A 20,152-nucleotide genomic window follows, 5' to 3' on the forward strand; every position below is an offset into this window, starting at 1 on the left:
CGCATTTTCATGGCGGTGGCATCGCATTGCTCCGACCGCCCTTCCCTTGGGCGGCGCCCTCCCCTAACAATAGCCGGACAAGGCTGGAGAAAATCGGCCGCGCAACGGCGAGGGGAACGCCCGACATGCTCAACATCGATCTTCTGGTCAATGCGATCACGACCCTGCTCGTGACCATCGATCCGCCGGGCCTCGCACCAATCTTCCTCGGCCTTACGGTCGGCATGACGCGCCCGCAGCGCACGCAGGTGGCGCTGCGCGGCTGCATCATCGCCTTCTGCATCCTTGCCGTCTTCGCACTGACGGGCGCCGGCGTGCTGTCGCTGCTCGGCATCTCCATCGGCGCCTTTCGCATCGCCGGCGGCCTGCTCTTGTTCTGGATCGCCTTCGAGATGATCTTCGAGCGCCGCAACGAGCGCAAGGAAAAGACCAGCGAGGTGGCGATCACCCGCGATCACATCCACAACATCGCCGTCTTCCCGCTCGCCCTGCCGCTGATCGCCGGTCCGGGCGCGATCTCCGCGACGATCCTCACCTCGGGTTCCTTCCCCTCTGCGCTTGAGCGCGCCGCCCTTATCGGCGTCATCGCGCTCTGCCTCGTCATCCTGTTCCTCTCGCTGGTCATCGCCGAGCGCATCGACCGCTTCCTCGGCAAGACCGGCCGCGCGATCCTGACACGCCTTCTGGGCGTCATCCTCGCGGCGCTGGCGGTGCAGTTCGTGGTGGACGGGGTGAAGTCGGCCTTCGCCGGCTAACGGCGACGACTACCCCTTCAGTTCCCGGACATTCAGCAGGTAGAAGGCCCCCATCTGGTCAAGATACTGCTGGTAGAAGAAGCGCCACTTATTGCCCTTGCGCACGCCGACCATGGTGACCTTGACGTCGGTCTGGCCGGGCACGTTCATGTAGTCGGACTTGTGCAGCGTCGACTTGTGGAAGCGCATGCCCTGCCGCAGGCCGGCCTCGTCGATGCGCCCCATCGGCGTCTGCAGGTTTCCGTGCGATGCGGAATAGACGCCACCGCCATGGTTCGTGAAGCCGAACGAGCATCCGTCCATCGCCGGCGTCAGCATCACGTCGGCGTCGCTTTCGAGAACGACGACATGCTTGAAATCCTGGTCATAGGGCAGCCAGTAGCAGTCCCAGCCGTTGGCGTTCTGCGCATTGGTCGACTTTATCGACCAGACATCGACGGTCTTCTCCTTGAACTGAGAAATGATGCCCGTTCCCTTGCGCATGCAGGTGAAGTCGTCTTCCTTGTTCAGCAGAAAGCGTTTCACACCGGGGTTGCGGTATCCTGATTCATAGGCCTGGTACTGGATCAGCAACAGGTTGTTCTTCAGGAAGCTCTCGGGATCGGACGTGATGGCGGTCATGTTCGGCATTGCCGGCTACTCCAGATGTTCTTGTTCGATCACGGATCAGATGACGTTCATGACGTCCGAGCGGTAGTCCTTCTCCTGCTCGCCCGCCGAGAGGAACCAATAGGGCTTCATCACCGCGAAGTTCTGCTTGTCGTCCCGCAGAAGCACATAGGCGCAGTAGACCGTCTGGTCGGCAGGCCGCTCGAATGCCGCGATCCAGGGGTTCTGGCGGGTGCCGATATGCCGGGCATGGCCAAGCTTGCGCTCGATGTCGTTGCGGAATCCATAGAGAATGGCCTTGTGCCCGGCCCGGAAGCCGCGGGCGTCCAGTTCGGTGAAATTCTGCAGGACATGCGGCGGGTCGTCACAATTTTCGACATACCATTGAGCAACAGCCATGTAGTCGCTGGCGCGCGCATTGGCGCGACCGTAGCGCGCTTCCTTCTGGAAATCCGTTTTGCCAGCCCGTATCCGCTGGATGAAATTGATCAAACCCATTCGAAAGCCCCCTGTTTTACAAATGAATTTTACTAAAATGCACCTCCGGCCATGCAATAGACGACCCGGGCACGGATCGCTCCCCGTATCCGCGGCCGGATCATGCCGGGAAGAGACTAAGAAAGTCAGAACGACCGGAACGGGATGTTGGCATCTTCGCCCATATGGCCATCCGCCCGAACAGCCGGTCCGATACGAAATGGTCTATCCCCGCGGCAGAGCGCTCAGGGATTGTCGGCAAACCATCTGACGATGGCCGGCATGTTTTCCTCGAAACCGCCCGGCAGGAAGACATTGAGCAGGCCGACACGCGCATCCGTGCGGTTCTCGAAGTCGTGCATGACAGTGGCCGGGATGCGCACGAAGCTGCCCGCAGGCGCTTCCAGCCAGTCCTCGCCAGCCAGAATGCTGGCCGTTCCGGCAATCACATAAAAAAGCTCGATATTGTCGGTGTGGAAATGGGCGCCCGGCCCTGTCGTGTTCGGCTCCAGCCACCATTCGGAAACGCTGTAGGCGCTTGCGGTTTCGTGGTGATCCGCCTTGAACACTGCGCTCATGCGACCGAGTGGATAGGCCCGGCCCTCGCCCGGACGCAGGAAAAGCACATCCGCGGCCGTCTTCTCGTCGCCCATGACGCACCTCCTACCGCATTGCTGCCCGCCGGACGCGCGTTGAGCGGAGGCCGACCTGATTGCCGGCCTCGCTGCCGTCCTCAGAACGGGATGTCGTCGTCCATGTCCCGCGAGAGCGAACCGCCCGAACGGTTGCCGCCGCCGCTGGCGCCACCACCCGAAGACGGGCGCGAGCCGTAGTCGTCATAGTTGGGCGCGCCGCCGAAATCGCCGCCGCCGCGGCTTGCGCCGCCGCCTTCACCGCGGCCGTCCAGCATGGTCAGCGTCGAGTTGAAGCCCTGCAGCACGACTTCCGTCGAGTAGCGATCGTTGCCGGTCTGGTCCTGCCACTTGCGGGTCTGCAGCGCGCCCTCGATGTAGAGTTTCGCGCCCTTTTTCACATATTGCTCAACGACCTTGCACAGGCCCTCGTTGAAGACGACGACATTGTGCCATTCGGTCTTCTCGCGGCGTTCGCCGTTGTTGCGGTCGCGCCAGGTCTCGGACGTGGCGATGCGCAGGTTGGCGATCGGCCGACCGTCCTGCGTGCGCCGGATTTCCGGGTCCGCCCCGACATTGCCGATCAAGATCACCTTGTTGACGCTTCCAGCCATACCCGTAACTTCCCGTTGTCGCGCCGGGCGCAGATTGCCCGGCGTCATTTCACTACACGAATGCGGCATCTTATCGGCTGCCGGCCATCGGCGCCGCCCCGCAGAGGTGGTAATCCACAGATGAATTGCAGATTTTTGTTCTTTTTTTGTTCTAATAAATCCCTACACTCTTGTCAACCGAATCGGAAACGGGCACGGAATTCTCTGACCCGCACATGGACAGGCCCCGTCCGATCCCTACATAGGGGCCTGATCCGAATTTGATGCGCAACGACCTTCGACGCTGGACACCATGAGCGAACTCAAGACCATTTCCATTCGCGGCGCCCGCGAACACAATCTCAAGGGCATCGACCTCGACCTGCCCCGCAACAAGCTGATCGTCATGACGGGCCTTTCGGGCTCCGGCAAATCGTCGCTCGCCTTCGACACGATCTATGCCGAGGGCCAGCGCCGTTACGTCGAGAGCCTGTCGGCCTATGCCCGCCAGTTCCTCGAGATGATGCAGAAGCCCGACGTCGATCAGATCGACGGCCTCTCGCCCGCCATTTCCATCGAGCAGAAGACGACCTCGAAGAACCCGCGCTCGACGGTCGGCACGGTCACCGAGATCTATGACTACATGCGCCTGCTCTTCGCGCGCGTCGGCGTGCCCTATTCGCCGGCGACGGGTCTGCCGATCGAAAGCCAGACGGTCAGCCAGATGGTCGACCGTGTCGTGGATTTCGGCGAAGGCACGCGCCTCTACATTCTCGCGCCCGTCGTGCGCGGCCGCAAGGGCGAGTACAAGAAGGAACTCGCCGAGCTGATGAAGAAGGGTTTTCAGCGCGTCAAGGTCGACGGCCAGTTCTACGAGATCGCCGACGTGCCCGCGCTCGACAAGAAGTACAAACACGACATCGACGTGGTGGTCGACCGCGTCGTCGTGCGCGCCGACCTTTCCTCGCGTCTTGCGGACAGTCTCGAGACCAGCCTGAAGCTCGCCGATGGCCTGGCGATCGCAGAATTTGCCGACAAGCCGCTGCCCGTGGAAGAGACGGCCGCCGGCGGCTCGGCCAACAAATCGCTGAACGAAACGCACGAGCGCGTGCTGTTCTCCGAAAAGTTCGCCTGCCCTGTCTCCGGCTTCACCATTCCGGAAATCGAGCCCCGGCTCTTCTCGTTCAACAACCCCTTCGGCGCCTGCCCGACCTGTGACGGCCTCGGCAGCCAGCAGAAGATCGACGCCGACCTCATCGTGCCCGAGGTGGAGCGCACGCTGCACGACGGCGCCATCGCGCCCTGGGCCAAGTCCTCCTCGCCCTACTACAACCAGACGCTGGAAGCGCTCGGCGCCGTCTATGGCTTCAAGCTGTCGAACCGCTGGTCCGAACTGTCGGCGGCGGCGCAGGGCGCGATCCTCAACGGCACGCAGGAAAAGATCGAGTTCAACTACAAGGACGGCGCGCGTTCCTACAAGACGGTCAAAACCTTCGAGGGCATCGTGCCGAACCTCGAACGCCGCTGGAAGGAAACGGACAGCGCCTGGTCGCGCGAGGAAATCGAGCGCTACATGTCGGCGGCCCCCTGCCCGGCCTGCAACGGCTTCCGTCTGAAGCCCGAGGCGCTGGCCGTCAAGATCAACAAGCTGCATATCGGCGAAGCGACGGCCATGTCGATCCGCGTCGCGCGCGACTGGTTCGAGGCGCTGCCGGAGCATCTCAACAGCAAGCAGAACGAGATTGCCGTCCGCATCCTCAAGGAAATCCGCGAGCGCCTGCGCTTCCTCAACGATGTCGGCCTCGAATATCTCTCGCTGTCGCGCAATTCGGGAACGCTTTCGGGCGGCGAGAGCCAGCGCATCCGCCTCGCCTCGCAGATCGGTTCGGGCCTCACGGGCGTGCTCTACGTGCTGGACGAGCCCTCCATCGGTCTGCACCAGCGCGACAATGCGCGCCTGCTCGACACGCTCCGGCACCTGCGCGACATCGGCAACACGGTCATCGTCGTCGAGCATGACGAGGATGCGATCCTGACGGCGGACTATGTGGTCGATATCGGCCCCGCCGCCGGTATCCATGGCGGCGAGGTGATCGCGCAGGGCACGCCCGGCGAGGTGATCGCCAATCCGGCGTCGCTGACCGGAAAATACCTTTCCGGCGAACTTTCCGTGGCTATCCCCGGGGAGCGCCGCAAGCCGAAGAAAAAGAAGGAAATCAAGGTCGTCGGCGCGAAAGCGAACAACCTGAAGAATGTTACCGCATCGATCCCGCTCGGCGTCTTCACCGCAGTGACCGGGGTTTCCGGCGGCGGCAAGTCGACCTTTCTGATCGAAACGCTCTACAAGTCGGCCGCCCGCCGCATCATGGGCGCACGGGAAATCCCTGCCGAACACGAGCGCATCGACGGGTTCGAATATATCGACAAGGTCATCGACATCGACCAGTCGCCGATCGGCCGCACGCCGCGCTCGAACCCGGCGACCTATACCGGCGCCTTCACGCCGATCCGCGACTGGTTCGCCGGCCTGCCGGAAGCGAAGGCGCGCGGCTACCAGCCTGGCCGCTTCTCCTTCAACGTCAAGGGCGGGCGCTGCGAGGCTTGCCAGGGCGACGGCGTCATCAAGATCGAGATGCACTTCCTGCCCGACGTCTACGTCACCTGCGACGTCTGCCACGGCAAGCGCTACAACCGCGAAACCCTCGACGTCACCTTCAAGGGCAAGTCGATCGCCGACGTGCTCGACATGACCGTGGAGGAAGGCGTCGAGTTCTTTGCCGCCGTGCCGGCCGTGCGCGACAAGCTGGTGACGCTGAACCAGGTTGGCCTCGGTTACATCAAGGTCGGCCAGCAGGCGAACACCCTGTCGGGCGGCGAGGCGCAGCGCGTCAAGCTCGCCAAGGAGCTGTCGAAGCGCTCGACCGGCCGCACGCTCTACATCCTCGACGAGCCGACGACGGGCCTGCACTTCCACGACGTGGCAAAGCTGCTCGAAGTGTTGCACGAGCTCGTCAACCAGGGCAATTCGGTCGTCGTCATCGAACACAATCTGGAGGTCATCAAGACCGCGGACTGGATCATCGACTTCGGCCCCGAGGGCGGCGATGGCGGCGGCGAGGTGATCGCCGAGGGAACACCCGAGGATGTCGTGAAGGTGGAACGCTCCTATACCGGCCATTTCCTGAGGGAGCTGCTGGAGCGGCGGCCGATGAAGACGATCGCGGCGGAATAGCGCCATGATCCTGATCGGCCAGTATGATTCGTCCTATGTGCGCCGTGTCGGCATCGCGCTGAAACTCTATGGTCTCCCCTTCGAGCACCGGCCCTGGTCGGTGTTCAGCGAGGGCGACAGGGTGCAGGCGGTCAACCCGCTGATGCGGGTGCCGACGCTCGTGCTCGACGATGGCGACGTGGTGGCCGACAGCCATTCCATCCTCGACTACCTCGATGGCCTTGTCCCGCCGGAGAGCCGCCTTCTTCCGCAGGCCGAACCCGAGCGACGGCAGGCCCTGAAGGTGATGACCTTCGCAACCGGTTTCGCCGACAAGGGCGTCAGCCTGTTCTATGAACTGCACCTGCACGAGGCGCCATCGACCTATTTCGTCGAACGCTGCCGCGCGCAGATCCTGACCGTGCTGGCGGCGCTGGACGCCGAGCGCGCGGCGCGGCCGGGAGAGCACTGGTTCGGCCGCCTGACCCATGCGGATGTTGCCGTCGCCTGCGCCTGGCGGCATGTCAGCGAGGCCCATCCCGGCCTGGTCAATCCGGCGCGCTACCCCGCCCTGGCCGCCCATTGCGCCGGCATGGAAGCCTTGCCGGTGTTTCAGGAGATTTCCCAGCCCTTCATCGCGCCCGCTTGAAAGGCGCCGCCATCTGTCTGTCGAGGAGAACTGACATGAGCACATCCGGCACCATCAGAACCGGCATCGGTGGCTGGACCTTCGATCCCTGGGAAGGCACGTTCTATCCCGAAAAACTGCCGAAGAAGCGCCAGCTCGAATTCGCCAGCCGCGAATTGACCTCGATCGAGGTCAACGGCACCTATTACGGCTCACAGAAGCCGGAAACTTTTGCCAAATGGGCCTCCGAAGTGCCTGACGGCTTCATCTTCTCGCTGAAGGCGAGCCGCTTCACGACGAACCGCAAGGTTCTCGCCGATGGCGGCGAATCCGTCGAAAAGTTCCTGACGCAGGGGCTCACCGAGCTCGGCGACCATCTCGGCCCGATCCTCTGGCAGTTCCCGCCGACGAAAAAGTTCGAGCCGGAGGACTTCGAGGGCTTCCTGAAGCTCCTGCCGGAGAAGCTGGACGGCCTCGCGCTGAAACACGCGCTGGAGGTGCGCAACGAAACGTTCCTCGTGCCCGAATTCGCGGCGCTTGCCCGCAAATACAACGCGGCGATCGTCTACGCCCAGCATATGGACTATCCCGAGATCGCCGACGTCACGGCGGATTTCGTCTATGCCCGCCTGCAGAAGGGCTCCGACGACGTTGAGACCTGCTATCCACCGGAAGCGCTCGACGAATGGGCGGAGCGGCTCAAGGCCTGGTCCGGCGGCGGCGAACCGACCGATCTGCCGAAGATCGACCCGGCGACCAAGCTGGCGAAGAAACCCCGCGACGTTTTCGCCTTCTTCATCACCTCAGGCAAGGTGAACGCACCGAACGGTGCACGCGAACTGCAGCGGCGTACCGGCTGAGACGGACCGCCGCCCGCCCGTGCCCTCTTCGGCACGGGCGTCAGCCCGGAACCGCCGAGCGGAGGAGCCGGACGGCATCGGAAACCATGTCGGCGTTTCCAGCGGCTCTCTCGCCGTCGAGGCGCAGGCAGCCGTCTTCCAGGCCGACCCGCGTGGACCAGCGTTCCCGGTGTGCGCGCCGGACGAAATGCCAGACAGTCAAATCTGCTCCGTGCAGGAGGATCGGCCGGCGGACACCGGCCGTTGCGAGAACCCGGGCGATCCCGTCCACGATGGCGTCCGCGCTTCGAAAATCCTGCTCCTGATCAATCTCGATGAGGATGCGCAGTGCGCGCCGGCACGCCGGCAGGGCGACGAACCGTTCCGCATCCGCGACGCGCGCCAGCCCCGCCTCGACGCCGACGCCTGTCCGGTGCAGCAGGTCGATGACCGCGGGCGCGTCCGGTTCGGAGAGATTGACCGAGGCGTAGTCGGGACGTTCCTGCCATGCCGCAATGAGGCTGCGTGTGCGCGCGGGGTCACCTTCGATCCAGGCGCCCGTCGACACCCCGATGAATGTGCCGGGGCATCGTTCACGCACGGCGCGCACCGTCTCGTCGACCGCGGCCAGGCTCTCGCGCCCGTCCGGGCCGCGCGGATGGATGTGGAGCTCCGCCGCGCCGGCGGCAATGCAGGCCGCGGCATCGATCGCCATCGCCTCCGCCGTCAGCGGCAGGCACGGATGGTAGTCCGCGGGGCGGGCACCGTTGATGCAGGCCTGGACGATCATGCCGGTCTCCCTCATTCCCGGTTCCGTTCAAGACATAGGCAGCCGGCAGGGTCGTTATGCTGGCCAGGGCGGAATGGCGTCCGGCAGATCCTCCGCCGTCAGCCCCTCACCCACCACGCGACCCGCTTCGCCATGGCGCCAGACGGCGCTGGCGGCCGCTTCGAAAGCGGGCATGCCCTGGGCAAGATGCGCACCGACGATGCCGGCCAGCACATCGCCGGAACCGGCCGTCGCCAGCCAGGGCGGCGCGTTTTCGTTGACGAGGACCCGGCCATCCGGCGCGGCGATCACGGTGTCTGCCCCCTTGAGGATCACGATGCCGTTGCTGCGCGCGGCGGCTTTGCGCGCACGGTCGATTTTCGAAAGGGCCTCGTCCATCGCAAGGTCCGGAAAGAGGCGCGCGAACTCGCCGTCGTGCGGCGTCAACACCAGCCGCGGGGCGCCGGTGGAGAAGCGTGAAAAGAGCATCGCCGGATCCTCGCGGAAGGCGCTGATGCCGTCGGCGTCGAGCACCAGGCGCCGGCCGTTGTCGGCAATGAGGCGCACATAGTCCCTCGCCCGCGCGCCGTCGCCGAAGCCGGGACCGAGCACGAAGGTCTGCAGCCGTGCGTCGTCGATGAGGGCTAAGAGGTCGTCGTCGCTATCGACGGGCTTCAGCATCGCCGCGGTCAGCTGTGCGGCATTGACGGAAAGCGCTTCCTGCGAGGAAAGCAGCGTGACAAGGCCGGCGCCGGCGCGAAGGCCTGCCGCAACGGAGAGGCGCGCGGCGCCCGTGGCCAAGGCCGGGCCGGAAAAGACGGCAAGATGGCCACGTTCGTATTTGTGGATACCGCTGCCCTGCAAGGGCAGCGCGAGACGCCAGATTGTCGGCGTGTTCACGCGCATATGCTCCGCATGCCGGGCCAGAAAGCGCGCGGGGATGCCGATGTCGAAGACTTCGAGTTCGCCCGCGAGGCTGCGGCCGGGCAAAAGCAGATGGCCCGGCTTGCGGCACATGAAGGTGACTGTCGCGGTCGCCGCGAAGGCCGTGCCCCGCACCCGCCCGGTCCGGCCGTCGACGCCTGACGGAAGATCCACCGCCAGAACCGGAATGGTGCTGCGACAAACGGCGTCGATCGTCTCTGCGACCGCCTGGGGCACATCCCGCGAAAGCCCCGCGCCGAACAGCGCATCGACAACGACGTCGCCTGCGGTGGGCCTGTAGGCCGCCAGGGGCAGGACGGAGCCGGAAAATCGGGCGAAGGCGCTTGCGGCATCCCCTGCCAGGGCCGAGGGCTCCCCGAGCGCATGCACGGCGACGCAGGCCCCCGCCTCCAGCAGGGCGCTGGCCGCGACATATCCGTCGCCGCCATTGTTGCCCGGCCCGCAGAGCACGACAAAGCGCAGCGCGCCCGGAAAGCGGCGCAAGGCGGCGGCGGCAACTGCCTGCCCTGCCCGTTCCATAAGACCGTAGCTCGAGAGGCTGAGGGCCGCGGCCCGGTCGATCCGGCCCATATCCTCGGGCGTGACGATGAGTGTGTCCATGTCCTTGTGCATGTCGCCACCATGCGCGCAAAACCATAGTGGAAACAAGCCCGGGGATCCGCCCGACATCAAGCCTGTTTTTTATGCATCTGCATATTCGATATGCTCAAAATTGCAGCTTTACGCGGCAGGTCCATCGACTCCGCGCCTCGCAGCAGCCCACGATGGCGGAAAGTGACAATTTTTAGGCAGATTCCGCTGGCCCTTTCGCCCGGAAAGCCGCATCATCCACGGCGTGAGGACGGGCAGAAACACACCGGACACGGATTTCATCCGATCCGGCATAGGTTTTGCTCAAGTTGGCATGATACGTGCATTTGATTGTGCAGCGGGCGCACACCGCGCGCAAACGGGAGAAGCGGAGAGACATTTTCTCATGAAAAAGATCGAAGCGATCATCAAGCCCTTCAAGCTCGATGAGGTGAAGGAAGCCCTTCAGGAAGTTGGCCTGCAGGGTATCACCGTCACCGAGGCGAAGGGCTTTGGACGCCAAAAGGGCCACACGGAACTCTACCGTGGCGCCGAATACGTTGTCGACTTCCTGCCCAAGGTTAAGGTCGAGGTCGTTCTGGCGGACGAAAATGCGGAGGCGGTCATCGAGGCGATCCGCAACGCGGCCCAGACTGGCCGCATCGGCGATGGCAAGATCTTCGTCTCCAACGTCGAAGAAGTCATCCGCATCCGCACCGGCGAAACCGGCGTCGACGCCATCTAATCCCGCCCGGCCATCCGGCTGCGGCTTTCATCTCGTCATCTCACACAGGAACGCAACACAATGACGACTGCCAATGAAATCCTCAAGCAGATCAAGGAAAACGACGTCAAGTTCGTCGATCTGCGCTTCACCGACCCGAAGGGCAAGCTGCATCACGTCACGATGGACGTCGGCTGCGTCGACGAGGACATGTTCGCCGACGGCGTCATGTTCGACGGCTCCTCGATCGGCGGCTGGAAGGCGATCAACGAGTCCGACATGGTGCTGATGCCCGACCCGGCGACCGTGCACATGGATCCGTTCTTCGCGCAGTCCACCATGGTCATCATGTGCGATATCCTCGATCCGGTCTCCGGCGAGAGCTACAACCGCGATCCGCGCGGCACGGCCAAGAAGGCGGAAGCCTATCTCAAGGCCTCGGGCATCGGCGACACCGTCTATGCCGGCCCGGAACCGGAATTCTTCGTCTTCGACGACGTGAAGTACAAGGCCGACCCGTACAACACCGGCTTCAAGCTGGACAGTTCCGAGCTGCCGTCCAACGACGACACCGACTACGAGACCGGCAACCTCGGCCATCGCCCGCGCGTCAAGGGCGGCTACTTCCCGGTTCCGCCGGTCGACAGCTGCCAGGACATGCGCTCCGAAATGCTGACGGTCCTCACCGAGATGGGCGTCACCGTCGAGAAGCAGCACCACGAAGTGGCCGCCGCCCAGCACGAGCTCGGCGTCAAGTTCGATACGCTGGTGCGCAGCGCCGACAAGGTGCAGATCTACAAGTACGTCGTGCACCAGGTCGCCAATGCCTATGGCAAGACGGCCACCTTCATGCCGAAGCCGATTTTCGGCGACAACGGTTCGGGCATGCACGTCCACCTGTCGATCTGGAAGGATTCGAAGCCGCAGTTCGCCGGTGACGAATATGCCGGCCTGTCGGAATCGTGCCTCTACTTCATCGGCGGCATCATCAAGCATGCCAAGTCGATCAACGCCTTCACCAACCCGACGACGAACTCCTACAAGCGTCTCGTCCCGGGCTATGAGGCGCCGGTCCTGCTCGCCTATTCGGCCCGCAACCGCTCGGCCTCGTGCCGCATTCCGTTCGGTACCGGTCCGAAGTCCAAGCGCGTCGAAATCCGCTTCCCCGACCCGCTCGGCAACCCCTATCTCGGCTTCGCCGCCATGCTGATGGCCGGCCTCGACGGCATCAAGAACAAGATCCATCCCGGCAAGGCCATGGACAAGGATCTCTACGACCTGCCGCCGAAGGAACTGAAGAAGATCCCGACCGTCTGCGGCTCGCTGCGCGAAGCGCTGGAAAGCCTCGACAAGGACCGCAAGTACCTGACCGCCGGCGGCGTCTTCGACGACGACCAGATCGACAGCTACATCGAGCTGAAGATGGTGGAAGTCATGCGCTTCGAAATGACCCCGCACCCGGTCGAGTTCGACATGTACTACTCCGCCTGATCGGCAGCGACCCACGACGAAAAACCCGGCCTCTGGCCGGGTTTTTTGTTTATCGCGGAGCGTTGTGGCGGCGCGGGAATGTCCTGCCTACGGCTGGAGCCGCTGCTTCAACAGGTTGAGATATTCCTCGTTGCTGTCGTCCGTCGCGCTGGTGGCAGCCGCAGCGGGCTTGCAGGCGGGCTTGTAGTCGAGCGCCATGCCGGCCTTCACGCAGACGCCGACCTGCCAGCCCGGCGGCAGCGCGGTGAGATCCACCGTCTTCCACTTCGGATGGCCCGTCGTCTTCAGCTTGTCGAGGCCGGTGACGATGAGGTTGGAGAAGTCCGCCACCGTCTTGCAGCTGTCGCGGTGATAGGCGTTGCGCTTCGTGTCGTAGTCGTAGGTCATCATCACCGCCTTGACGGCGATGAGATCCACCGGCTTGTCCTGGAAGGAATAGGTGCCGGGCTCGATGCGCGAGGGCGTATAGGTGGCCAGCAGGGGCGCCTCGGTGATCGGCACGAGGTGGAATTTCGTCTTGTCGATGGCGTTGCCGGTAAAGAGCGAGGCGGGCGCACCGGCAACGTAGAAGAAGGCGTCGATCTCGCCGGAGACAAGCTTCGGCAGCGCCTCGTCCGGGTTGATGTCCATGCGCTCGCCGGCCTTGACCTGAAGGATGTCCATGATGAGCGTGGCGGTGAGGAAGGTGCCCGAATCCTTCTTGCCGACAGCCACCTTCTTGCCGGCGAGATCCTTCAGGCTGCCAATGTCGGTGCGCGCGAGGACGTGGATCTCCTCGTTGTAGAGCGGGAACATGATGCGCACGCCCTTGACGGCCTTCTGCACCTCCGGATCGTTCTTCTCGAAGGTCTTCAGATATTCGAGCACGTCGCTCTGGACGATGCCGAACTGGGTGTTGCGGCGATTGCGCACGCCGACGAAATTCTCCAGCGATCCCGCGCTTTCCAGCACATTGAGCATCTGGCCGCATTCGGCCCCGAGCGCGGCGATATCGCGGCCGATCTTGATATAGGTGCCCTGCGGGCCGCCGGTCATGATGTTGCGCTCGAAATCCGCGGCGAAAGCGCCCGCGGTGGAAAGCGCCAGTCCGAGCACGGCCAAAAGAACAGATCGCTTCATTCCTGGTCTCCCTTAGAGGATACGTTCAAGGTTACGGCTCAGCAGTCACTGTCGAGGTCGCGCATCAGGTTTCGCAGCGCAAGAACCGGGATGCGGCGGAAGACGCCACCAAGCGCGCTCGTCACGCATTCGCCGGCCGCAAGCGAGCGTTCGAGCTGGTCGCGCTGTACGCTGGTCAGGGCATCGAGACCGGGCGTTTCGCGCATCGCTTCGGCCACGCGTGCGCCGTTGCGCGGGTTGAGGGTCGGGATGACGGCATCCCGGGCAGCCTCGCCGGTCGCCTCCTTCTCCGGCACCGCCTTGCGGCCATTGTCGTTCGGTTCCTTCGGCAGCGCCATGCAGCTCGCTGCCTCGAGCGCTTCGACCTGCCCCGTCAGCGCCCTGGTGCGCTCGCCGAGGGCCGCGATTTCCGCGTCCTTGCGCTTGATCTCGTCTTCCAGCGCCGGGAGGTTCTTCGTGCGCAGCGCCTCTTCGGCCTTGCGAACCTTGTCCAGCTCCTCACGCAGGCTGGCGGTCTCGGCCTTCAGCGTCTCGGCCTCAGCGCCGCGCGCGGCAGCCTGCTGGGTGCAGGTCTTTTCAAGACCGGCGATCTTGTCGGTCTGGAGCGAAAGGCGCCGCTCGCGGTCCTTAACGGCCTCCTCGGCCTTCTTCCGCTGCGCCTCGGCATCCGCGACGCGCTGGCCGAGCAGTTCGATCTCGTTCTCGAGCGCGGGCACGACCTCCTGCGCAAGCTTGGTGCGTTCGGCGGCGATCGTCGCCACATCCGAATCCGATGCATTCGCATCCTTGCGCAGGGCCTCGACCTGGCGTTTGAGCTTGCCGCTCTCCTCGGTCAGCGCCTGTGCCTTCTGGGTACTTTCCTCGACCTGGGCGGCGCGGGCGTCGAGTTCGCGCGCAAGGTCCGCAATGCGCGTGTCGCGCGCGTCGATCTCGCTGCGCGGAATGGCGTCGTCCATCAGCCGTAAGGCGCCGTAGCCGCCGGCAGCCCCAAGCGCCAGACACACCACGGAGGCGAAGAGGATGCCCCCGATGCCGCTGCTTGCCGCCTGTACGTTACCGCTCCTGCCCCATTGATTGTTCATGCCACCCGATCCACGCGAGACGCCCCCTTTCGAGGTACGCCGAAACCACCGGTGGCGCAAGCGCCCCACCCCCTTGGATAAAGACGTGTCAGACGGCTGAACTATTGATGTTTCGGCGTATTTACCCAAATATAAGTGGAAAGGTAGGTACGCCATGAAGATGCGTAACGCAAAATTTGCCATTGGCGACATCGTCCGCCATCGGGTTTTCCCCTTCCGTGGCGTGATCTTTGACGTCGATCCGGAATTCGCCAACACGGAGGAGTGGTGGAATGCCATTCCCGCCGAAATCCGGCCATCGAAGGATCAACCGTTCTATCATCTCTTCGCGGAGAACGAGGACACGGAATATGTCGCCTATGTCTCCGAACAGAATCTCGTGCCCGACGAGAGCGGCAAGCCGATCCGCCATCCGCAGGTCCGCGCCCTTATGGATGTGGACAAGGGGCATTATCGCTGGAAGGAGCAGAGCGGCATCTTTCACTGAAGCCGCGCTTCGGCCAACCGCCCCTGCTTCGCCCAACAAAAAACCCGGCCGATGGCCGGGTTTTTCATAAGTCTTGCGAAGCGTCTCGCTTACTGGCTCTTGGCAGCCTTCTGGGCTTCCTCGAGCTTCTTGCGGGCTTCTTCCGCCTTCTTCTGCATTTCTTCCTGCAGCAGACGCTGGCGCTCTTCGAGCTGCGACTGCTCGATCGGTTCGCCGTCGAACACGCCGGTGAAGCCTTCAAGCGAAATCTTGATCGGGTTCGGCGCGCGCTGGAAGTTGACCGAGGTCAGGACGAGTTCGCCGCCCTTCTTGAGGCTGGCGAGCATCTGGTCGGTCAGCGGCACTTCGGCGACGCACTTGTCGGGCATGCAGATGGCGTAGTCGAGCTTCTGGGCCTTGCCACCGTCGATCTGCATCTGAACGCCCGGCGGGATCAGACGGGCGCTCGGCACCGAGACCTGCATGATCTTGCGGTTGGTCTTGCCGGCAACGGTGATGAGGCCGACAGCGGTGATGAGCTGGCCGCTATTGGCCGTCAGCAGGTTCTGCACGATGCAGACGTCGTTGTCTTCCTGCTTGGTGCAGACCTTGAACCAGCCCTTCGGCGGAACAGCTGCCTGCTGCTGTGCCAGCGAAGCGGAAGGAGCAGCCGCCAGGGCAACGGAAGCAGCAAAGGCGGAAAGCACGGTCCGCTTGATGAGGTGCGATGTGAAGATCATAACGATTTCGGTCTCCTGAAAATCCGGTGCCGGAGCGACAGCGCCCCCTTTGGGTCCCTTTCGGGCGATTTGGTCAGCCGTGCGCTCTCCTGTCGGCGAAATGAGGCATTTGCATGACCCGCTTCGGGGAACCCTGTTACAATGGGCCGCGCCGGATATCCAGCCTTTCTTGATGAAATTCCCGCGTGTATTCGATTTCCCTCACCTGCCACGCTGCCGTCCTGTTTCAAGCGCGTATAATGGGAAAGAATCATCCGGACCCCACGAGGAGACACAATTGCGCCCCTTCCTGACGGCCCTTGCCGCCTGCCTTCTCGGCCTGCCCGCGACCTTCGCCCATGCCGCCCCGGTTCACGGCATCGCCATGCACGGCGCGCCGGCCCTGCCGGCGGACTACAAGCATTTCAGCTACGTCGATCCGGACGTGAAGAAGGGCGGGCGCATCTCCTACGGCGTCGTCGGCACTTTCGATAGCCTCAATCCCTTCATTCTCAAGAGCATGCGCACCACGGCGCGCGGCATGTGGGACCCCGAATTCGGCAATCTCGTCTACGAATCGCTGATGGTGCGCTCGCGCGACGAGGCCTTCACCATGTACGGCCTTCTGGCCGAAAGCGTGGAGTGGGACGACGATCGCAGCTTCGTCGAGTTCCACCTCAACCCAAAGGCACGCTGGGCGGACGGCAAGCCGGTGACGCCCGAGGACGTCATCTTCACCTTCGAGCTGATGCGGGACAAGGGCCGCGCGCCCTTCAGCATCCGCCTGAACAGCGTGGAAAAACTCGAAAAGACCAGCAACAACAGCGTCCGCTTCACCTTCAACGACAAGGGTGACCGCGAGGCACCGCTCCTGATCGCACTCTCGCCGATCCTGCCGAAGCACGCCACCGATGTGGAGACGTTCGACCGGTCGTCGCTCGCCCTGCCGCTCGGCTCCGGCCCCTACAAGGTCAAGCTGGTGAAACCCGGCGAGCGCATCGTCTACGAGCGCGATCAGAACTATTGGGGCAAGGACATCCCCTCCAAGGTCGGTTTCGACAATTACGACGAAATCTCGGTGGAGTACTTCCTGCAGGACAACTCGCTGTTCGAGGCCTTCAAGAAGGGCGCGGTCGACATCTACCAGGAAGGCAATCCGACCAAATGGGCGCGCGGCTACGATTTCCCCGCTGTCCAGTCCGGTACGGTCATCAAGGATGCCGTGAAATCGAAGCTGCCGCCCGTCATGTTCGGTTTCGTCTTCAACACAAGGCGTCCGATGTTCCAGAACGCGGAACTGCGCAAGGCGCTGCTCTATGCCTTCGACTTCGAATGGGTCAACCGCAGCCTGTTTGAAAACGCCTATACCCGCACGGAAAGCTTTTGGCAGAACACCGCGCTGTCCGCGCTCAGCGCACCGATCGACGCACGGGAGCGCGAGATCCTCGGCGATGCGGCGAGCCGGATCGATCCGGCCCTCCTCGACGGCACCTATCGTCTACCGGTGACCGATGGTTCGGGCCGCGACCGCAAGGTGCTGCGCGAGGCGATGAACCATTTCAAGGCTGCCGGCTATTCCATCAAGGACGGCCGCATGGTCGATGCCTCGGGCAAGCCGCTCGCCTTCGAGATCATGACGCAGAATGCCGATCAGGAAAAACTCGCCCTCGCCTACCAGCGCTTCCTGGGCGCGCTCGGCATTCGCATCACGCTCAGGACCGTCGATGATTCGCAGTACCAGAGCCGGAGCCAGACCTTCGACTACGACGTCATCATGAAGGCCTTCCTCTCCTCCCTGTCGCCGGGCCTCGAACAGGTGCGGCGCTGGGGATCGCAGGCACGCGACACGGAAGGCAGCGAAAGCTTTGCGGGCGTTGCCGATCCCGACCTCGACCGCGTCATGGCTGCCATCCTTTCCGCCCGCACGGCAGAGGATTTTGGCTCGGCCGTACGGGCCCAGGACAGGATGCTGCTGTCCGGCAACTATGTCGTGCCGCTCTATCATCTCGGCGAGCAATGGATCGCGCGCAACAAGAACATCGGCCGCCCGGACATGACGCCGCTCTGGGGCTTTCAGCTTCCCGTCTGGTGGGATGAACGGGTGCAATAAAAAGAGGCTATCCCCAGAATTGGGGTTACCTCCAGGTAACCTGTTGAAAGCGGCGGCAAGCCGGCCTATCTCGGCAGTAAGAGCACGGCGCGCCCTATCGGGCCGCCGCCGTCGCAGATGTTTGACACTGCCACGCAGACCGCGCATGCGGCTGCGCGGTGGCCGGGATTGTCCGGCGCCTTGAAAGGAAATGCAGATGGAAGCCATTACGATCGATGTCGTCTCCGACGTCGTCTGCCCATGGTGCTATCTCGGCAAGAAGCGTCTCGAACAGGCGATCGAGGCGGTCAAGGACGATCTCGCGGTCGCCGTGACGTTCCGCCCTTACCAGCTCAATCCCGACATGCCGGCCGAAGGGGTCGACCACAAGAAGCACCTGGCTGAAAAACTGGGTGGCGAGGAGGCGGTAACGCGCGCGCATGAAATGCTGGCGGGGCTCGGCCAGGAAGCCGGCATCGACTTCGACTTTCCTGCCGTGAAGATCAGCCCGAACACGCTCGACGCCCACCGCCTGCTGCGCTGGGCGATGATCGAAGGCCCCGAGGTGCAGAGTCGCGTCGCGGTTGCGCTCTTCAAGGCCTATTTCGAGGAGGGCCGCAATGTCGGCGATCGTGCCGTCTTGCTCGACATAGCCGAGGCCTGCGGCATGGACCGCGCCGTCGTCACTGCGCTCTTTTCGGCCGGCGCGGATGTCGATTCGGTCAAGGAGGAGATCGGCATGGCCCGCGACATGGGCGTGACCGGCGTTCCCTGCTTCATCATCGACAACAAGTATGCCGTGATGGGTGCGCAGTCGGTGGACGTGCTGACCAATGCCTTCCGTGAGATCGCGGCCCTGAAGGCGCAGGAGCGCATCGGGAAGAACTGAGCAGGAGGGGCGCGGCACCTCTATCCGCTGCGCCGTGCCTCGAACGTCATGGTTCCGGTGTTCTTTCCAGGTGCCTGGCCGAAGACATAGTCGCTGGACACGATGACATCGGAAAACCCGGTCGCCTCCAGGGCAAGCCTGAGTTCCTGCATGCCCCACCAGCGCAGCGTGAAGAGGTCGAGCTCGCTTTCGAGCAGTGCTCCTCCCGACCACCGTTCATAACGCAGGTACGCCGATGTCGTCTGGGACACATAGTCCGGCTCGGCGCGATGGTCGAGCAGGGTTAGGAGATCGCCTTCTGCTGTTTTCCAGCTGCGCGTCGGCGCCGCCGAGCCGAAAAGGCCATCGATCCCGCCTATGTCGATGATAAGCCTGCCGCCGGGCAGAAGGTGAGCATGAAGGCGCCGGAGGAAGGCAAGCGCATCGTTCCCATCGGTGATGAGCTGAAAGGAACCGGCGGGAATGATGGCCGCCGCGAACCGCCTGTCGTAATGAAATGTCTCGAAGGTCTGCTGCGAAAGTCTGGCGACGATGCCGCGGGCCTGACACGCCTCCCGGCCATAGGCCAGCATCTCCTCGGAAGCATCGAACCCGTCTACGTCTATGCCCGCCTCGCGAAGCGGTACATAGACGCGCCCATTGCCCACTGCCGGTTCGAGGACGGGCCCACCGCATTCCTGGAGTCGTGCACGGTAATATTCGACATCACCGAACGAGCGGCCGACGGGTTTGTCCAGATTGTAAACAAGTGACGCTAAAGAACTGTATCTATTATTCATATCTATATTCTCCACGAGAAAAATCTCGCATGCTCAAATTACCAGTCCCGCGAGATTCAGGAACCGGCAAAGCTGCAGGTTTGAAAAGCTTCCCGAGCTTTGGATTCACGCCCCCGTCGCTGCCACGGAGGAGCGCGCCCTGATCCCCTCCCACCAGGCCCGGATTTGCGCAAACTCAGCGAGAAGCGTAGCGCCTTCCGGTGCCTCCTCGAACAGGGCAAACATCGGCACCGCATGAAAATCGGCGAGCGAGGGTTGTGATCCGGCCAGCCAGGGCCCCTCGCCGAGCAGGCCCGAAAGCGCCGCAAGGAAGGTGCGAGCCTTTTCCAGTCCGGCAGCGATGAGCGCCTCATCCGCCGGCTCGGTCTCCATGCGCTGGACATAGACGTCCCAGACCATCGGCCGATAGGCATAGTTGTCCAGCATGGCGATGATCTGGTTCATCCGCGCCCGTTCACGGACATCGCGGGGCTGGAGCGACGGGCCGAAGAAGGCCTCATCCACATAGCGGGCGATGGCGCTCGTCTCGTAGAGGCGGAAACCGTCATGCTCGAAAGCGGGAATGCGGCCGAAGGGATGACGCGCCTGATAGTCCGCCGGCAATCCCTGCTCGGCGAACACGTCGATCGGCACGAGATCATAGGGCACACCCTTTTCGTGAAGGGCGATCCGAACGATGCGGACATAGACGCTGTAGGTGGCGCCGTAGACAGTGGCGGACGTATTGGCGGTCGTCATCTTCATCCTCCATCCAGGCGCAACGCAC

Annotated in this window: 20 protein-coding genes; 9 read left to right on the forward strand and 11 right to left on the reverse strand. The window is 63.4% G+C overall.

Going from position 1 to position 20,152, the window contains the following annotated elements:
- Positions 1-125 precede the first annotated feature (125 nt).
- The gene (locus AKG11_RS11685; protein WP_023517297.1) at positions 126-755 is read left to right on the forward strand and encodes a MarC family protein; all 630 of its coding nucleotides are present in this window, start codon (positions 126-128) and stop codon (positions 753-755) included.
- Between the two features lie 9 nt (positions 756-764).
- Here the strand turns inward: AKG11_RS11685 and AKG11_RS11690 are convergent, their stop codons facing one another.
- The 4 genes from AKG11_RS11690 to AKG11_RS11705 all read right to left on the reverse strand — a co-directional run bounded on the left by AKG11_RS11690 (position 765) and on the right by AKG11_RS11705 (position 3,087).
- On the reverse strand, positions 765-1,385 hold the full coding sequence (locus AKG11_RS11690) for a hypothetical protein (RefSeq protein WP_024271058.1): 621 nt from the start codon (positions 1,383-1,385) through the stop codon (positions 765-767).
- A gap of 36 nt (positions 1,386-1,421) precedes the next feature.
- Complete coding sequence (locus AKG11_RS11695) at positions 1,422-1,862, reverse strand: hypothetical protein (RefSeq protein ID WP_023514612.1); 441 nt, start codon at positions 1,860-1,862, stop codon at positions 1,422-1,424.
- A gap of 224 nt (positions 1,863-2,086) precedes the next feature.
- Positions 2,087-2,494, reverse strand: coding sequence for a cupin domain-containing protein (locus AKG11_RS11700; protein WP_050743991.1), 408 nt, complete (start codon positions 2,492-2,494; stop codon positions 2,087-2,089).
- Between the two features lie 80 nt (positions 2,495-2,574).
- Positions 2,575-3,087 (reverse strand): single-stranded DNA-binding protein, encoded by a 513-nt coding sequence (locus AKG11_RS11705; protein WP_023514614.1) that lies wholly within the window; start codon positions 3,085-3,087, stop codon positions 2,575-2,577.
- Between the two features lie 292 nt (positions 3,088-3,379).
- On the opposite strand from AKG11_RS11705, the gene uvrA reads away from it, so the two are divergent.
- From uvrA to AKG11_RS11720, 3 genes are read left to right on the forward strand one after another with little or no spacing between them, the layout of a single operon-like run.
- Positions 3,380-6,298, forward strand: a complete 2,919-nt coding sequence (uvrA, locus tag AKG11_RS11710; RefSeq protein WP_050743992.1) for an excinuclease ABC subunit UvrA — start codon at positions 3,380-3,382, stop codon at positions 6,296-6,298.
- A gap of 4 nt (positions 6,299-6,302) precedes the next feature.
- Positions 6,303-6,926 carry a glutathione S-transferase family protein gene (locus AKG11_RS11715; protein ID WP_050743993.1) on the forward strand — a complete coding sequence of 208 codons (624 nt, stop codon included), beginning with the start codon at positions 6,303-6,305 and terminating at the stop codon, positions 6,924-6,926.
- 35 nt (positions 6,927-6,961) lie between these two features.
- Positions 6,962-7,765 carry a DUF72 domain-containing protein gene (locus AKG11_RS11720; RefSeq protein WP_050743994.1) on the forward strand — a complete coding sequence of 268 codons (804 nt, stop codon included), beginning with the start codon at positions 6,962-6,964 and terminating at the stop codon, positions 7,763-7,765.
- Positions 7,766-7,805: 40 nt separating this feature from the next.
- On the opposite strand, the gene AKG11_RS11725 is transcribed toward AKG11_RS11720, so the two are convergent.
- Together AKG11_RS11725 and AKG11_RS11730 are read right to left on the reverse strand one after the other, a co-directional pair.
- Complete coding sequence (locus AKG11_RS11725) at positions 7,806-8,534, reverse strand: 3-keto-5-aminohexanoate cleavage protein (RefSeq protein WP_050744047.1); 729 nt, start codon at positions 8,532-8,534, stop codon at positions 7,806-7,808.
- A gap of 54 nt (positions 8,535-8,588) precedes the next feature.
- A complete protein-coding gene (locus AKG11_RS11730; RefSeq protein ID WP_050743995.1) occupies positions 8,589-10,070 on the reverse strand; it encodes a bifunctional ADP-dependent NAD(P)H-hydrate dehydratase/NAD(P)H-hydrate epimerase in 1,482 nt (493 codons plus the stop codon).
- Positions 10,071-10,434: 364 nt separating this feature from the next.
- Between AKG11_RS11730 and AKG11_RS11735 the strand changes: the two genes are divergently transcribed.
- Both AKG11_RS11735 and glnA read left to right on the forward strand, forming a co-directional pair.
- On the forward strand, positions 10,435-10,773 hold the full coding sequence (locus tag AKG11_RS11735; protein WP_003515720.1) for a P-II family nitrogen regulator: 339 nt from the start codon (positions 10,435-10,437) through the stop codon (positions 10,771-10,773).
- A 60-nt stretch (positions 10,774-10,833) separates the two neighbouring features.
- Positions 10,834-12,243: a type I glutamate--ammonia ligase gene (glnA, locus tag AKG11_RS11740; RefSeq protein ID WP_023512422.1), complete on the forward strand. Its 1,410-nt coding sequence runs from the start codon at positions 10,834-10,836 to the stop codon at positions 12,241-12,243.
- Positions 12,244-12,330: 87 nt separating this feature from the next.
- Here the strand turns inward: glnA and AKG11_RS11745 are convergent, their stop codons facing one another.
- Together AKG11_RS11745 and AKG11_RS11750 are read right to left on the reverse strand one after the other, a co-directional pair.
- A complete protein-coding gene (locus tag AKG11_RS11745; protein ID WP_050743996.1) occupies positions 12,331-13,362 on the reverse strand; it encodes a TAXI family TRAP transporter solute-binding subunit in 1,032 nt (343 codons plus the stop codon).
- Positions 13,363-13,400: 38 nt separating this feature from the next.
- Positions 13,401-14,444, reverse strand: a complete 1,044-nt coding sequence (locus AKG11_RS11750) for a hypothetical protein (RefSeq protein WP_050743997.1) — start codon at positions 14,442-14,444, stop codon at positions 13,401-13,403.
- A gap of 154 nt (positions 14,445-14,598) precedes the next feature.
- On the opposite strand from AKG11_RS11750, the gene hspQ reads away from it, so the two are divergent.
- Positions 14,599-14,931, forward strand: coding sequence for a heat shock protein HspQ (hspQ, locus tag AKG11_RS11755; RefSeq protein WP_050743998.1), 333 nt, complete (start codon positions 14,599-14,601; stop codon positions 14,929-14,931).
- A gap of 89 nt (positions 14,932-15,020) precedes the next feature.
- Here hspQ and AKG11_RS11760 read toward each other — a convergent pair whose 3' ends face one another.
- On the reverse strand, positions 15,021-15,650 hold the full coding sequence (locus AKG11_RS11760) for an invasion associated locus B family protein (RefSeq protein WP_023512418.1): 630 nt from the start codon (positions 15,648-15,650) through the stop codon (positions 15,021-15,023).
- Between the two features lie 289 nt (positions 15,651-15,939).
- Here AKG11_RS11760 and AKG11_RS11765 point away from each other — a divergent pair, with 289 nt between their 5' ends.
- Together AKG11_RS11765 and AKG11_RS11770 are read left to right on the forward strand one after the other, a co-directional pair.
- Positions 15,940-17,739, forward strand: coding sequence for an extracellular solute-binding protein (locus AKG11_RS11765; protein WP_245290205.1), 1,800 nt, complete (start codon positions 15,940-15,942; stop codon positions 17,737-17,739).
- Positions 17,740-17,935: 196 nt separating this feature from the next.
- Complete coding sequence (locus AKG11_RS11770) at positions 17,936-18,607, forward strand: DsbA family oxidoreductase (protein ID WP_050744048.1); 672 nt, start codon at positions 17,936-17,938, stop codon at positions 18,605-18,607.
- Between the two features lie 20 nt (positions 18,608-18,627).
- Here AKG11_RS11770 and AKG11_RS11775 read toward each other — a convergent pair whose 3' ends face one another.
- Together AKG11_RS11775 and AKG11_RS11780 are read right to left on the reverse strand one after the other, a co-directional pair.
- Positions 18,628-19,386, reverse strand: a complete 759-nt coding sequence (locus AKG11_RS11775; protein WP_050744000.1) for a class I SAM-dependent methyltransferase — start codon at positions 19,384-19,386, stop codon at positions 18,628-18,630.
- 105 nt (positions 19,387-19,491) lie between these two features.
- Positions 19,492-20,130 carry a glutathione S-transferase family protein gene (locus tag AKG11_RS11780; protein ID WP_245290204.1) on the reverse strand — a complete coding sequence of 213 codons (639 nt, stop codon included), beginning with the start codon at positions 20,128-20,130 and terminating at the stop codon, positions 19,492-19,494.
- Between the last annotated feature and the right edge of the window lie 22 nt (positions 20,131-20,152).

This window comes from Shinella sp. SUS2 (assembly GCF_001262505.1).
Taxonomy (GTDB): Bacteria; Pseudomonadota; Alphaproteobacteria; order Rhizobiales; family Rhizobiaceae; genus Shinella.

Coding starts and splice junctions, on each gene's coding strand:
- AKG11_RS11685 (WP_023517297.1), top strand. CDS start 126: ATGCTCAACATCGATCTTCTGGTCAATGCGATCACGACCCTGCTCGTG.
- AKG11_RS11690 (WP_024271058.1), bottom strand. CDS start 1,385: ATGCCGAACATGACCGCCATCACGTCCGATCCCGAGAGCTTCCTGAAG.
- AKG11_RS11695 (WP_023514612.1), bottom strand. CDS start 1,862: ATGGGTTTGATCAATTTCATCCAGCGGATACGGGCTGGCAAAACGGAT.
- AKG11_RS11700 (WP_050743991.1), bottom strand. CDS start 2,494: ATGGGCGACGAGAAGACGGCCGCGGATGTGCTTTTCCTGCGTCCGGGC.
- AKG11_RS11705 (WP_023514614.1), bottom strand. CDS start 3,087: ATGGCTGGAAGCGTCAACAAGGTGATCTTGATCGGCAATGTCGGGGCG.
- uvrA (WP_050743992.1), top strand. CDS start 3,380: ATGAGCGAACTCAAGACCATTTCCATTCGCGGCGCCCGCGAACACAAT.
- AKG11_RS11715 (WP_050743993.1), top strand. CDS start 6,303: ATGATCCTGATCGGCCAGTATGATTCGTCCTATGTGCGCCGTGTCGGC.
- AKG11_RS11720 (WP_050743994.1), top strand. CDS start 6,962: ATGAGCACATCCGGCACCATCAGAACCGGCATCGGTGGCTGGACCTTC.
- AKG11_RS11725 (WP_050744047.1), bottom strand. CDS start 8,534: ATGATCGTCCAGGCCTGCATCAACGGTGCCCGCCCCGCGGACTACCAT.
- AKG11_RS11730 (WP_050743995.1), bottom strand. CDS start 10,070: ATGCACAAGGACATGGACACACTCATCGTCACGCCCGAGGATATGGGC.
- AKG11_RS11735 (WP_003515720.1), top strand. CDS start 10,435: ATGAAAAAGATCGAAGCGATCATCAAGCCCTTCAAGCTCGATGAGGTG.
- glnA (WP_023512422.1), top strand. CDS start 10,834: ATGACGACTGCCAATGAAATCCTCAAGCAGATCAAGGAAAACGACGTC.
- AKG11_RS11745 (WP_050743996.1), bottom strand. CDS start 13,362: ATGAAGCGATCTGTTCTTTTGGCCGTGCTCGGACTGGCGCTTTCCACC.
- AKG11_RS11750 (WP_050743997.1), bottom strand. CDS start 14,444: ATGAACAATCAATGGGGCAGGAGCGGTAACGTACAGGCGGCAAGCAGC.
- hspQ (WP_050743998.1), top strand. CDS start 14,599: ATGAAGATGCGTAACGCAAAATTTGCCATTGGCGACATCGTCCGCCAT.
- AKG11_RS11760 (WP_023512418.1), bottom strand. CDS start 15,650: ATGATCTTCACATCGCACCTCATCAAGCGGACCGTGCTTTCCGCCTTT.
- AKG11_RS11770 (WP_050744048.1), top strand. CDS start 17,936: ATGGAAGCCATTACGATCGATGTCGTCTCCGACGTCGTCTGCCCATGG.
- AKG11_RS11775 (WP_050744000.1), bottom strand. CDS start 19,386: ATGAATAATAGATACAGTTCTTTAGCGTCACTTGTTTACAATCTGGAC.
- AKG11_RS11780 (WP_245290204.1), bottom strand. CDS start 20,130: ATGAAGATGACGACCGCCAATACGTCCGCCACTGTCTACGGCGCCACC.